The 13,082-nt window shown below is 64.8% G+C and carries 9 protein-coding genes and 1 tRNA gene; 3 read left to right on the top strand and 7 right to left on the bottom strand.

The window, feature by feature from the left end:
- Window positions 1–23: 23 nt before the first annotated feature.
- Window positions 24–1,604, bottom strand: coding sequence for an amidase family protein (locus tag Q0743_RS04955; protein ID WP_298240469.1), 1,581 nt, complete (start codon window positions 1,602–1,604; stop codon window positions 24–26).
- Window positions 1,605–1,916: 312 nt separating this feature from the next.
- On the opposite strand from Q0743_RS04955, the gene Q0743_RS04960 reads away from it, so the two are divergent.
- Window positions 1,917–2,972, top strand: a complete 1,056-nt coding sequence (locus Q0743_RS04960; protein WP_298240470.1) for an AI-2E family transporter — start codon at window positions 1,917–1,919, stop codon at window positions 2,970–2,972.
- A 96-nt stretch (window positions 2,973–3,068) separates the two neighbouring features.
- Here the strand turns inward: Q0743_RS04960 and Q0743_RS04965 are convergent.
- Window positions 3,069–3,158, bottom strand: a tRNA-Ser gene (locus Q0743_RS04965).
- Window positions 3,159–3,351: 193 nt separating this feature from the next.
- Here Q0743_RS04965 and Q0743_RS04970 point away from each other — a divergent pair.
- On the top strand, window positions 3,352–3,693 hold the full coding sequence (locus Q0743_RS04970; protein WP_298240471.1) for a hypothetical protein: 342 nt from the start codon (window positions 3,352–3,354) through the stop codon (window positions 3,691–3,693).
- Between the two features lie 52 nt (window positions 3,694–3,745).
- Here the strand turns inward: Q0743_RS04970 and Q0743_RS04975 are convergent, their stop codons facing one another.
- From Q0743_RS04975 to Q0743_RS04985, 3 genes are all read right to left on the bottom strand, one after another.
- Window positions 3,746–5,209: a trehalose-6-phosphate synthase gene (locus tag Q0743_RS04975; protein ID WP_298240472.1), complete on the bottom strand. Its 1,464-nt coding sequence runs from the start codon at window positions 5,207–5,209 to the stop codon at window positions 3,746–3,748.
- A 242-nt stretch (window positions 5,210–5,451) separates the two neighbouring features.
- Window positions 5,452–6,270 carry a trehalose-phosphatase gene (gene otsB / locus Q0743_RS04980; protein WP_298240473.1) on the bottom strand — a complete coding sequence of 273 codons (819 nt, stop codon included), beginning with the start codon at window positions 6,268–6,270 and terminating at the stop codon, window positions 5,452–5,454.
- 4 nt (window positions 6,271–6,274) lie between these two features.
- Window positions 6,275–7,759 (bottom strand): MFS transporter, encoded by a 1,485-nt coding sequence (locus Q0743_RS04985; RefSeq protein ID WP_298240526.1) that lies wholly within the window; start codon window positions 7,757–7,759, stop codon window positions 6,275–6,277.
- A 180-nt stretch (window positions 7,760–7,939) separates the two neighbouring features.
- On the opposite strand from Q0743_RS04985, the gene Q0743_RS04990 reads away from it, so the two are divergent.
- Window positions 7,940–8,308, top strand: coding sequence for a DUF3175 domain-containing protein (locus tag Q0743_RS04990; protein ID WP_298240474.1), 369 nt, complete (start codon window positions 7,940–7,942; stop codon window positions 8,306–8,308).
- A gap of 290 nt (window positions 8,309–8,598) precedes the next feature.
- On the opposite strand, the gene Q0743_RS04995 is transcribed toward Q0743_RS04990, so the two are convergent.
- Together Q0743_RS04995 and Q0743_RS05000 are read right to left on the bottom strand one after the other, a co-directional pair.
- Entirely contained in the window at window positions 8,599–10,632 is a 2,034-nt protein-coding gene (locus Q0743_RS04995) for a methyl-accepting chemotaxis protein (protein WP_298240475.1), read from the bottom strand.
- A gap of 371 nt (window positions 10,633–11,003) precedes the next feature.
- Window positions 11,004–13,043: a methyl-accepting chemotaxis protein gene (locus Q0743_RS05000; protein WP_298240476.1), complete on the bottom strand. Its 2,040-nt coding sequence runs from the start codon at window positions 13,041–13,043 to the stop codon at window positions 11,004–11,006.
- Window positions 13,044–13,082: the final 39 nt, after the last annotated feature.

A 13,082-nucleotide genomic window follows, 5' to 3' on the forward strand; every position in this document is an offset into this window, starting at 1 on the left:
TGCGCAGCCCTCGGGAGCGGTGGTCAGTCCATCATCTCCCAGAGGCGACGAACGAGCACGCCCGCACGCTTCTCGATCGCGGCCGCGGCATCGAGCGCGAGATCCTCGCGATAGCGCCCGGCAATGAGCTGCACGCCGATCGGCTTGCCGTCGTGGACGGCCACCGGCACCACGGCGCCGGGCAGGCCGAGCACGTTGATCGCCGAGATGAAGCGGATCTCGCCCCAGAAGATCTCCTGCACGCGCTCGGCGCTGACGGTGTCGTCGCGCGGGCCGGGCGTCGGCTTCACCGTGGTCGGCGCCAGCACGACCGGATAGTCCTCGAAGAACAATTGCCAGGCGCGAATGTGGCCGTTGCGCGCGGCGGTCGCCTGCATCCAGGCCTTGAGATCGAGCACGTTCGCCTTGGCCTTCATGCCGCCCCAGGCCTTGTGGAAGTCTTCCGACGTGACCTTCAGCATGCCGGCCTCCTGCATCACCACCGTCTCGTTGGTGATGATGTCGCACCAGGTCTGCCAGACGCCGTTGATGTCGGGCACCTCGACTTCGCTGACGCGGTAGCCGGAACGTTCGAGATGGTCCGCGGCCTGGCGCAGCGCCGCGGCGACGGAGGGATCGACGTCCATGTCGTCGGGGATCTTGGCCAGCGCCACCTTGATCGGCCCCTTCGGCTTCTCGCCGACCAGCGGCGCCGGCACCCACCAGGGATCGCGCGGATCGCGCTGGCTCATCACCTCCAGCCCAAGGCGAACGTCGGCGACATGGCGCGCCAGCGGCCCCTGCGCCGACATCAGATGCGCCAGCATCGGCCGCTCCGCCGTGGCGCTTGCGTTGAATGCGGGGATGCGCCCCTGCGTCGGCTTGATGGTGGCAATGCCGTTGCAATGCGCCGGCCAGCGCAGCGAGCCGCCGATGTCGTTGCCATGGGCGATGGTGCCGATGCCGGCGGCGACCGCCGAGCCTGCGCCGCCCGACGAGCCACCGCAGGTGATATCGGGATCCCAGGGATTGAGCGTCAGCCCGTGCAGGGGATTGTCGGTGAAGCCGCGGAAGGAGAATTCCGGCGTGTTGGTGAGCCCGATGACGATCGCGCCCGATTTCTTCAGGTTGCGCACGACCGGCGCATCCGACGGGGCGATCAGGTCCTTGTTGGCGGGCACGCCGTTGAAATTCGGCCGGCCCTGGTAATCGACGTTTTCCTTGATCGTGATCGGTACCCCGTGCAGAAGGCCGAGCGCAGCTCCCTTGGCGCGCTGCTTGTCCGCCGCATGGGCGGCGGCAAGCGCCTCCTCCGAGAGATCGACGACGACGGCGTTCAGCTTCGGATTGACCGCGCGCATCCGTTCGAGATGCGCTTCCACGGTCTCGACTGCCGAGATCGCCCCGGAGCGGATTGCGGCTGCGGTCTCCACCGCCGACCATTGCCAAGGCGCGCCCTTGGGACGCGGAGGTGCAGCCGGCTTGCGCGGGGAGGCCTTCTTCGCACCTGACTTCTTCGCACCTGACTTCGCAACAACGCCCTTCCGGGCTGAAGATGTCTTGCGCGATGCTTTCGTTGCCGATTTCTTGGAAGCAATCTTCTTGGCCGCCGCCTTCTTCGCCACCTGGTACCTCCTTGAGTTACGCGGCGCGAGGTTACGGAGGCGGATCGGACCTGTATAGGTGCGTTTCTGCATGGCGCGCTGGCGAGAGCCGCCAATGCGACCAATCGTCAGGAGACGTTGCCGCACCCCGCGCCATTCGCAAGACCATGTCGCGAAGCACAGCCGTCAACTGGGACCATGGCCGTCGCACGCGCGTCCGATTGACTCAAATCAAGCGGCCGCGCGTCAGGCCCGTCATATGCATGCTCATGATCGGCAGCTTGCTTTTCGCGCCATAGCCAGACGATGAAACAGGACGGTCAGACTCGCCCCATGCTCCACGCGCCGCAAATTCCGGATCGCAGGCTGGCTTCGATCAATCTGGCCGTGGTCATCGCTCTGGGCCTCGCCATCAGTGCGTTCATGGCAAAGCCATTCCTGGCGGCTCTGGTCTGGTCGACGACGCTTGCCGTCTTGTTCGCGCCGGTCGATAACGCGATCAGCAAGCGCGTCGGGTCCCGCGGTCTTTCGGCCCTGATCACGACCATGATCACTGCATGCATCGTGGTCGTTCCGGCGATCCTGATCGCGGGGACCCTGCTCAACGAGGCCGTCAAGAGCGCGGCGCTGGTCGTGCCCATGTTCGACGCGGAGGACTGGACGCGGCTCATGGGCGAGCATCGCTGGCTGGCCCCGGCGCTGCAATGGCTGCACGACAAGGTGGATTTTCCGGATTTGATACGAACGGCGACGGCGGCGCTCGCCAACTGGAGCGGCTCGGTCCTGCGCGCCTCCTTTTCCGGAGTGGCGAACCTGCTGTTGACGTTCTACTTCCTGTTCTACCTCTTGCGCGATCGGGAAAAGATTGCGGAGGCCGCGGAGCTTCACCTACCGCTGTCGGAGCCTGAATTCTCGCAGGTCGTACGTCGGATGATCGACACGATCTTCGCGACGGTGTTCGGCACCCTTGCGGTCGCGGCGCTGCAGGGTGGTCTCGGGGGATTAATGTTCTGGTGGCTGGGCCTGCCCGCTCCGGTGTTCTGGGGCGTGCTGATGGCCCTTCTCGCGATCGTTCCGTTTCTCGGCGCCTTCGTGATCTGGGCGCCCGCCGCTGCGTTTCTCGCCCTGAGCGGCGCTTACAGCTCCGCGGTCATCTTGGCGATCTGGGGAACGCTGGTCGTCGGGCTCGTGGACAACGTGGTCTATCCAATGCTGGTCGGCAACAAGCTTCGGATGCACACCATGCTGTCGTTCATCGCCGTCGTCGGTGGGCTGGTGTTTCTCGGAGCGCCGGGTGTGGTGCTCGGTCCGTTGCTGCTCGCGGTCACCCTGACCTTGCTGCAGATCTGGCGCGGCCGGGCCGCAGCCCCGACCGAAGCGCGGCCGTAACCTTCTCCGACGGCCCGGAGACGGGCGAGCCGCGTCGAGCGGACAACCTCAAAAGTTCCGCGACAAGCCAAATTCGTATTTGATTTCAGATGGATATGGCGGAGAGAGTGGGATTCGAACCCACGGTACGGTTTCCCGCACACACGCTTTCCAAGCGTGCGCCTTAAGCCACTCGGCCATCTCTCCGGAGCGCCTCTCTTGAAGGGGCGCTGATGATTTTGCAAGTGATCGCGGGTCAATCCGGTCGATTTTCCGCAACTTGTTGTAGTTACAAGGTAATATCCGTTGCGCCAATCCGCCGGCCCGCCACCCCGGCTGAACCCGAGACGGGTTTGGCGCGACGATTCACGGGAAGCCGCCAAACACTCGCAGGGACCCCATGACCATCCGCAAGACCTTCGCCGTACTGAGCCTGATCCCGGCCCTTGTCCCCGCCTTCGCCGTGCCGGCAGTGGCCCAGGTCTGCACCCGGCAGGGCGTCGACGTGAGCTGCGACGACGGGCGGCGCGGGATGCTGTCCGGCGATGCCATCCTCTGGCCGGACGGCACGCGCTCAAGCTCGACGCCGCATCCGAGCGTGATCATCGGCAACAAGAGCTCGGTGCATGTCGGACCCGGCGTATTCGTCGGCCAGGGCAAGGGCATGGTGCCGATGGACGATCCCAACGCGCCGAACAAGCGGCAATGTGCGATCCTGGATGGGGTTTCGTATTGCTATTGAGGTGCGCTCGTCCTTCTCCCCTTGTGGAGAGAAGGGAGGAGCACCGAGCCTCTTAGATCAACCGCACGCCTGAGATCGCCGACTTCAGCCAGCGCAGCGCCTGCGGCGGTTGGGACGCGAGCGGGGCGACGGCGGCCTTCTCGGTCCGGCACGTCTCGAGCTCGGCGACGAAATCGGCCGACCATTGCTGGATGGTGTGGCCGCGCAGCTTCTTCATCATCGCGTCCCAGCGCATCTTGCGCTCGGTGAGCGGCATTGAAGCTGCGACTGCGATCGCGCGCGCCATGCCGTCGATGTCGTGCGGATTGACCAGGAGCGCGGCGTCGAGCTCGTTGGCGGCGCCCGCGAATTTCGACAGCACCAGCACGCCGGGATCGGCCGGGTTCTGGGCTGCGACATATTCCTTGGCGACGAGGTTCATGCCGTCATGCAGCGGCGTCACCACGCCAATTTGCGCGGTGCGATAGAGACCCGCGAGCACGGCCTGGCTGAAGCCCTTGTTCAAATAGCGGATCGGCGTCCAGTCGACCTCGCCGTGCCGGCCGTTGACATCGGTGACGAGGCGCGCGACCTCGTTCTGGAGGTTGCCATAGGCCTCGATCGCGCCGCGCGAGGGATTGGCGATCTGAAGCAGCGAGATGCTGCGCGCAAACTGCGGCTGATCGGTCCAGAGCCGGTCGAAGGCGCTGATGCGGTTGACGAGGCCCTTGGAATAGTCGAGCCGGTCGACACCGATCGCGAGACGTTCGCCGTTGAGGCTGCGCCGCAGCCGCGACACGTCCGGATGCGAGGCGGACTTGGCGGCATAGGCTGCGAACTTCTCCGCGTCGATCCCGATCGGGAAGACTTCACAGCGCGTGCGGCCATGCTGAGAGATCGCAACATTATCCTCGATGGTGAGGCCGAGCTCTCCGCCGACATAGCCGAGGAAGTTCTGGCAATCCTCGTTGGTCTGGAAGCCGAGCAGATCGTAGGCCAGCATCGCATTGATCAGCTCGCGATGATTGGGCACGCCCTGCATCACCGCAGCGACGGGCCACGGCGTATGCAGGAAGAAGCCGATCGGATCGTCGACACCGAGGTCGCGCAGCTCGGCACCGAGCGCGAGGAAATGATAATCCTGCACCCAGAACGCCGTCTGCGGTTTGCGAAAGCGCAGCAGAGCGCGCGCCATGAAGGCGTTGACCTCGCGATAGCTGACATAGTCCTCGCGCGAGACGCGGATCAGGTCGCTGCGCGAATGCAGCGCCGGCCACAACGCAGAATTGGCAAAGCCTTCGTAATAGCCACCGTAATGTGCCGCCGGCAGATCCAGTGTCGCGATTGCGCCCGTGCCCAGTGCTTCGATTTCGGCGAACGGTTCCTTCTGATGGCCATCACGCACACGGCCCGAGGAACCCACCCAAATCGCGCCCGAATGTTCCACCACCGGCAGCAACGCCGCCGCAAGACCGCCCGTCATGGGCTCGTTAGGTTTGCCGCGGGCGACGCGATTTGAAACGACGACTAAATTCACAGGTCGTCCCCTCCTGTTTCATTCCACCCCGTTTAACTGCCGTTCATCAATATGGTTCCTGATCATCGTTTCAACCAATTGAAACCAAAATCGGGCACGTGCGTTGGAACTGGTTTCCCTCGAGGGAACCCGGAATTTTGCTGCAAAGACAGCTGTTGCGATAATGTTGCGCAGCACGCATTGCAGCGCGCGACAGCGCCGTTTCCAAAGCTTCATGTCGGCGGCGTGGCGCTGCCTTTCTTTCACCTTGGATCGAGCAGCCGGGCAAGGAATGCACGCACATCGCTCGGCGCGTCGAAATGGCCGTTCACGCCCATGGCACGGCGGCCGACCGAAAAGGCGAGCCCGTTCATGTCGGGCATGATCGCGAACACGGTTTCATCGGTGACGTCGTCGCCGATGAAGATCGGACGCCGTCCCCTGAACGGCTCCCGCTTCATCAGTTCACGCACGCCGGTCGCCTTGGTGAATCCGGAATGCTTGATCTCGCAGACGAACTTGCCGGGCAGCACCTCGATCGGGGCATTGGGCAGGTCGGCCCGGATCACCGAGACGGATTCGTAGATCGCCTTCTCCGCATGCGGCGCGAGGCGGTAATGCAGAGCGAGCGAATAGCCCTTGTCCTCGAGCAGAATGCCGGGCGAAAGCTTGGCGATGGCGGCCAGCCGCCGCTTCAGCTCCTTGTCGAGCGGCGGCGCGTGGACGTCATCGGCTTCGTTGTCCACCGACAGTCGCATCTCGGCGCCGTGGCCGGCAACGGCGCGAAACACGTCGGGTGCGAAGATCAGGTCGATGTCGTTGAGCGAGCGGCCGCTGACCAGCGCCAGCGCGCCGGACGTGCGCTCGGTGAGGCGATTGAGCGTATCTGACAGGCCCGGCGGCACCCACACCTCGCGTGGCGTCGGCATCAGGTCGAGCAGCGTACCGTCGATGTCGAGCAGGATCGCGGTCTCGTCCAGATGCGGCACCAGCGCATGCGGCACCGGCACCGCATCCGGCGCCTCGTCCTCTCGCATGGTGTGCTGCTCGTCCATCGCCATTTCCGCAAGTTCTGATTTCATCAGTCTACTCCATAAAGGCGAGCGGCCGCGCGATTTGTTCGAGCGATTTGCGCTCCGCGGAGACGGCGTAGCGCCACGCCACGATCGCGGCCGCGATCATCAGGAAGGCCCCCAGCAAATAGCCCGCGAACACGCTGGTGCGTGATCCCGTGTCGATCAGCACGCCGAACAGTGCCGGTCCGATCACGCCGCCAATGCCGGTGCCGACCGCGTAGAATACCGCGATCGCCAGCGCGCGAACCTCCAAGGGAAAAGTCTCGCTGACGGTGAGATAGGCTGCGCTCGCCGCGGGCGAGGCAAAGAAGAAGATCACCATCCAGGCAATGGTCTGGCCCTGCGCGTCGAGGACGCCGATGGAGAACAGATAGCCCGAGAGCGCCAGCAACAGGCCCGACACGCCATAGGTGAACATGATCATGGTGCGGCGCCCCAGCGTATCGAACAGCCGGCCGAGCAGGAGAGGCCCGAGGAAATTTCCGGCGGCGAAGGGTAGCAGGTACCAGCCGACGTGATCGGCCTTGATGCCGTAGAAATCGGTCAGCACCAGCGCGAAGGTGAAGAAGATGGCATTGTAGAAGAACGCCTGCGCACTCATCAGGACGAGACCGACCAGCGCGCGCTGGCGGTACGCCGAGAACAGCGTGTGCACGACCTCGCGGATCGGCGTGTGATCGCGCATCTTCAGCCGCATCTTCGCGAAGCGCGCTTCGCTCGCATCCTGGTCATGTCCGATCACGGAGCGTTCGATCTCGTCGACGATCGCATGGGCCTGATCGGGACGGCCATGGATCATCAGCCAGCGCGGACTTTCCGGGATCCACATCCGCATCAACAGCACGACGAGACCGATGCTGGCGCCGATCAGATAAGCCAGACGCCAGCCGAGATCGGGCGCGATCACGGCGGGATCGAGCAGCACGATGGCCGCAACCGCCCCCATCGCTGCGCCGATCCAGAAGCTGCCGTTGATGACGAGATCGGTCCAGCCGCGGTAGCGCGCGGGCACCAGCTCCTGGATGGTCGAATTGATCGCGGTGTATTCGCCGCCGATGCCGGCACCGGTGAGGAAGCGAAACATCGCGTAGCTCGCGACATCCCATGACAGGGCGGTTGCGGCCGTTGCCGAGAGGTAGAGCGCCAGCGTGATGAAGAACAGTTTCTTGCGGCCGATGCGGTCGGTGAGCCAGCCGAAGCCGAGCGCGCCGAGCACGGCGCCGGCGAGATAGGCGGAATTGGCAATGCCGAGGTCGAGATTGGAGAAATGCAGCGAGGGGCTCTGCTTCAGGGCACCGGAGAGCGCACCGGCCAGCGTCACCTCGAGCCCGTCGAGGATCCAGGTGATGCCGAGCGCGAGCACGACGCGGGTGTGAAAGCCGCTCCAGGGCAGCGCGTCGAGCCGTGCGGGAATGCTGGTCTCGACGATGCGATCGGTCGCGTCCGCCGCGACCCCAGATGCGTAGTTCAGCGCTGGGCTTTGCTGCAATTCCATCGGGCTGTTGCGTTCGATCAATGGAAGCGGCCCCGGTTCACATGATGTGGACGGGGCGTTCCGATCACGGGGGTGCGGCATTCCGCCTGCCACCTGCGACAACGTCTGCGGCAAGGCCGGGTTCCCCGGGAACGGTGCTTATGGCCGCCCGTTTCCGTTGGTACCGCAAGGAGTTGACGCATGGCTCATGTCAGAAAGACGACACAATCTCGCAAACCCGCGCACAAGAAAGCCAGCGCAAGACGTAAGCCTGCGCGCAAGAGCCCGAAGCGCGCCGCACCGAAGCGCTGGTCGCAGCGTGTGACCAGGCAGAGCGACGCACTCGACCTCAAGCAGGGTGTGTTCAAGCTGGACAGTCCGAAGAAGATCGCGACGTCATTGAAGCGATCGGCCGAGCACAGCGCGCGTCGCAAGGCCGGCGCCTATCGCTCGGCGCTGTCGATGCTGACCTTCTACATCAACCGCGCCGGCAAGACGCTGCCGAAGACGCAACGCACGCGGCTGGAAAAGGCGAAGGTGGAATTGAAGCGGGCGTTTGGAAGGGAGTGAGAGGGCGGAGGATCGCATCCCCTGCTCCGCTGTCGTCCCGGACAAGCGTAGCGCCTGGCAGCGCGAAGCGCTGTCAGGCGTGGAGCGCCGATCCGGGACCCATACTCCCAGGGAATGGTTGTGGAGCGACGCAGGTAACCCCAAGTCGTCGCCAAACCCAATCCTGTGGCTATCGCGACGAGCGCAAGCGCTCGCGCGGAGGTCCCGGATCTACGCGCGCCTTAAGGGCGCGCTTATCCGGGACGACAGCGAAGGATGAGGCGAAAGCGAAGACTGCCGAGGCAGCGCACTTACGCCGCCCTGATATTGCCCATGAAGCGATCGAGCTCGGCGCGCAGGCGGGTGCTCTCGCTCGACAGCGTCTTGGCCGAGTGCAGCACCTCCCCCGAGGCCGCGCCGGTCTCGGCGGCGCCGCGGTTGACCTGGCCGATATCGGTGGCCGCGGTCTGGGTGCCCTGCGCCACGGTCTGGACGCTGCGCGCGATCTCCTGGGTGGCCGCACCCTGCTGCTCGACCGCGCTCGCGATCGAGGTCGCGATCGACGAGATCTGCCCGATGGTCGCGCCGATCTCCTTGATTGCCGCAACCGATTCGGCCGTGGCGCCCTGCATGCCCGTGATGTGCGAGGAAATCTCGTCGGTCGCCTTCGCCGTCTGGCTCGCCAGCGACTTCACCTCGCTCGCAACCACCGCGAACCCGCGGCCGGCTTCACCGGCACGCGCGGCCTCGATGGTGGCATTGAGCGCCAGAAGATTGGTCTGCTCGGCAATCGCCGTGATCAGCTTCACCACCTCGCCGATCTGCTGGGCGGCGTGCGAGAGCTTGCCGATGCGGCCGTCGGTTTCCCTGGCCTGCACCACCGCGGCTTCCGCAATGCGGTTGGAATCGCGGACCTGGCGGCCGATCTCCTCGACCGAAGCCGAGAGCTCTTCGGTCGCGGTCGCGACCGACTGCATGTTGGACGAGGCCTGCTCGGACACGCCGGCGACCTGGCTCGACAGGCTCTGGGTGGTCTCGGCGGTGCGCGTCAGCGTGGACGCTGCCGATTCCAGCTGCACGGCCGAGGCCGAGACGTTGGAGACGATGGCGCCAACCGCGCTTTCGAAATCGTCGGCGAAGCGGATCAGCTCGGCACGGCGGCTCGCGGCCTGCTCCCGGTTCTGAACTTCGCTGGCGGCGGCATCGCGCTCGGCCTTGGCCACCGCCTGAACCTTGAATTCCTCGACCGCGCCGGCCATCTCGCCGATCTCGTCCTTGCGGCCGAGGCCCGGCAGCACCACGTCGAAATTGCCCGAAGCCAGCTCGCGCATCGCCTTGCACATCGCGATCATCGGACGCGAGATGCCGTTACCAAGCCACAAGGCCAGCACGGCACCGATGGCAAGGCCGCCGAGCGCCATCATCAGCATCAGCCGCTCGGTCTCGCCGATCGTCTCGTTCGCGCTCGCCTCGATGCGCTGCTGGTCGGCAGTGAGATCCGAACGCAGCTCGCCCGAGAGCTTGAGAATGGTCGCCGCCGTCTTGGTCATCTCGCCATTCGACTTGACGATGACTTTCACGTTCTCGGTCAGCTTTGCGAACGAGGTGCGGTACTGTTTCAGGAGATCGCCGATCTCCTTGACGCGATCCGTGATCTTCTGGTCATTCGCATAGATGGAGACCAGCAAGGTCTCCAGGAACTTGATACGGGCGATCACGCCATCGGCGGTCTTGGGCTCCGGCTTGGCGACGAAGGCGCTGACCGAGGTGGAGACCGCCAGATATTGCGAGGTGATGTCCTTGGCCGTGGTCTGGACCGATGCCAGTCCCGCCAGCGCGGCGGTGTCGGCGAGATCGTCGAACTTGAAGCGGATCTTGTTGCCGACACTGTTGAGCTCATCGGCAGCGATCTTGTTGTTCTCGCGCGTCAGGGTAATGATCTCCCCGAACACCTTCGTGAAGCGCTGGAACTCGGCCTCGAGCTTGCCGACCTGCTCACGGCGTGCAGCGCCGGTGGTGGCCGACATCGACTTGGCGATGGCGCTCTTCAGATTCTGTTCGGCGGCCTTGGCCGCGGTCTCGTCATCGTTCGCCCCGGTCAGGGTGTAGGCCCGTGCCAGCCCTTGATAGGCGATCAGCTCGCGATCGACCGTCCGGGCGAGATCGGCTTCCGACACGCTGGCGCGGTAGGAAGCCACGGCGGCCTGAATCCGCTCGAAGCCGAAATAGGCGAAAGCCATGCTGACGGCGAGGATGGCTAGCACTGCCACGAAGCCGAGGATGATTTTTGCGCGAAAACGCAGCGTTGGCAGCTTCGATTGGCTCGACTTCGACTTGACCGACATTCCCCCACCCCATTCCATTCGCGGAAAACCAGGCGCAGCCCGGAAGCAGCCCGCTTCCTGACTCGTCCGCACGGTAATCGGCAAAGGATAAGCTGTGGTAAATTTATGGCGCCGCAACTGGCGGTTAGGTGACGCAGGGAATTTGTTAAAGCGGGCTTTCCCGCGCTGTTACAAATCGACTGCCGCCCCGATCACTTCGCTGTCGTCCCGGACAAGCGCGCCCAAAGGCGCGCGCCGATCCGGGATCCATAGCCACAGGAGGTGGTTTGGCGAAGACTCGGAGTTACCGGCGTCACTCCATATCCACGCCCTGTGGTTATGGGTTCCCGCGTGCGCGGGGACGACAGCGGAGTGTGACGCGACAGCTCGCCCTACGCCGCCCTGATATTGCCCATGAAGCGATCGAGCTCGGCGCGCAGGCGGGTGCTCTCGCTCGACAGCGTCTTGGCCGAGTGCAGCACCTCCCCCGAGGCCGCGCCGGTCTCGGCGGCGCCGCGGTTGACCTGGCCGATATCGGTGGCCGCGGTCTGGGTGCCCTGCGCCACGGTCTGGACGCTGCGCGCGATCTCCTGGGTGGCCGCACCCTGCTGCTCGACCGCGCTCGCGATCGAGGTCGCGATCGACGAGATCTGCCCGATGGTCGCGCCGATCTCCTTGATTGCCGCAACCGATTCGGCCGTGGCGCCCTGCATGCCCGTGATGTGCGAGGAAATCTCGTCGGTCGCCTTCGCCGTCTGGCTCGCCAGCGACTTCACCTCGCTCGCAACCACCGCGAACCCGCGGCCGGCTTCACCGGCACGCGCGGCCTCGATGGTGGCATTGAGCGCCAGAAGATTGGTCTGCTCGGCAATCGCCGTGATCAGCTTCACCACCTCGCCGATCTGCTGGGCGGCGTGCGAGAGCTTGCCGATGCGGCCGTCGGTTTCCCTGGCCTGCACCACCGCGGCTTCCGCAATGCGGTTGGAATCGCGGACCTGGCGGCCGATCTCCTCGACCGAAGCCGAGAGCTCTTCGGTCGCGGTCGCGACCGACTGCATGTTGGACGAGGCCTGCTCGGACACGCCGGCGACCTGGCTCGACAGGCTCTGGGTGGTCTCGGCGGTGCGCGTCAGCGTGGACGCTGCCGATTCCAGCTGCACGGCCGAGGCCGAGACGTTGGAGACGATGGCGCCAACCGCGCTTTCGAAATCGTCGGCGAAGCGGATCAGCTCGGCACGGCGGCTCGCGGCCTGCTCCCGGTTCTGAACTTCGCTGGCGGCGGCATCGCGCTCGGCCTTGGCCACCGCCTGAACCTTGAATTCCTCGACCGCGCCGGCCATCTCGCCGATCTCGTCCTTGCGGCCGAGGCCCGGCAGCACCACGTCGAAATTGCCCGAAGCCAGCTCGCGCATCGCCTTGCACATCGCGATCATCGGACGCGAGATGCCGGTGCCGAGCAGGAAGGCAAGCACCGCACCAAGCAGCGTACCGCCGATGGCGAGGATCAGAACCAATTGCTCGGTCTTGCCGATGGTCGCCTCCGATTCCGAGTCCAGCCGCTGCTGCTCGGCAACGAGGTCGGCCTTCATGGCCGTGGCGCCTTGCAGGATCGCACCGGCCGAGCCGCTCATCTCGGTGACGAGGTCGTCGACCAACTTGGCTTTCGCGATCAGCTTCTCCAGCGCTTCCCGATACGCGCCGAGGAACGCTTTGGCCTCCTTCAGGCCGGCGACGATCTTGTCATCCATCGAATAGACCGCGCCGAGCGAGTTCTCGACGAACTTCAGTCGCGCCATCGCACTTGCGCCGACGGCCTGGTCGGAGTTGAGGATGAAATTGCTCGCGGCCGCGCTCGCGGTCTGGAACTGGGAGTTGACCTGCTTGGTGCCGAACTCGATCGCCTGCGCTTCGGAGTCGGAGGCATTGTTGCCGATATCGTCGAGCTTGTATTTCAGGAGATTGGCGTTGCGCTGAAGCTGGTTCTGGACCAGGAGCGCGCTGTCGCGCTTGGCCTGCAGAATCTTGGCGAAGGTCGCCGAGAAATTGGAAAATTCCTTGGCGAGCTTGTCGAGGCTCTCGAGCCGCGCCGGTTTCTTGGCATTCTTGACCGCCTGATCGATGGCATTCTTCAGGCTGGCCTCGGCGTCCAGCGCCGCCTTGGCGTCGTCTTCCTTGCCGGTCACCACGAAGTAGCGGGCGGCGGAACGATAGCCAAGCAATTCGCGATCGATATTGCGGGCGAGATCGGCCTCCGAGACGCTGCTGCGGTAGGATCCGACGCCCTGCGAAACGCGCTCGAAGCCGAAATAGGAGAAGGCCATGCTGCCGGCGGAGATCGCCAGCACCGCGGCAAAGCCGAGGATGATCTTGGCGCGGAACCTGAGGGTCGGAAATATTGTGCGCTTAAACGGCGACGCGATACGCCCGGACATTCCCAACCCCCAATGTAATTCTTGCATTGTGCAGATCGG

This window comes from uncultured Bradyrhizobium sp., assembly GCF_936943645.1.
Taxonomy (GTDB): Bacteria; Pseudomonadota; Alphaproteobacteria; order Rhizobiales; family Xanthobacteraceae; genus Bradyrhizobium.

What these genes read in the sequence shown, in the direction of transcription:
- Q0743_RS04985 (WP_298240526.1), bottom strand. Translation starts at nt 7,759, where the DNA reads ATGGAATTGCAGCAAAGCCCAGCGCTGAACTACGCATCTGGGGTCGCG.
- Q0743_RS04990 (WP_298240474.1), top strand. Translation starts at nt 7,940, where the DNA reads ATGGCTCATGTCAGAAAGACGACACAATCTCGCAAACCCGCGCACAAG.
- Q0743_RS04995 (WP_298240475.1), bottom strand. Translation starts at nt 10,632, where the DNA reads ATGTCGGTCAAGTCGAAGTCGAGCCAATCGAAGCTGCCAACGCTGCGT.
- Q0743_RS04960 (WP_298240470.1), top strand. Translation starts at nt 1,917, where the DNA reads ATGCTCCACGCGCCGCAAATTCCGGATCGCAGGCTGGCTTCGATCAAT.
- Q0743_RS04970 (WP_298240471.1), top strand. Translation starts at nt 3,352, where the DNA reads ATGACCATCCGCAAGACCTTCGCCGTACTGAGCCTGATCCCGGCCCTT.
- otsB (WP_298240473.1), bottom strand. Translation starts at nt 6,270, where the DNA reads ATGAAATCAGAACTTGCGGAAATGGCGATGGACGAGCAGCACACCATG.
- Q0743_RS05000 (WP_298240476.1), bottom strand. Translation starts at nt 13,043, where the DNA reads ATGTCCGGGCGTATCGCGTCGCCGTTTAAGCGCACAATATTTCCGACC.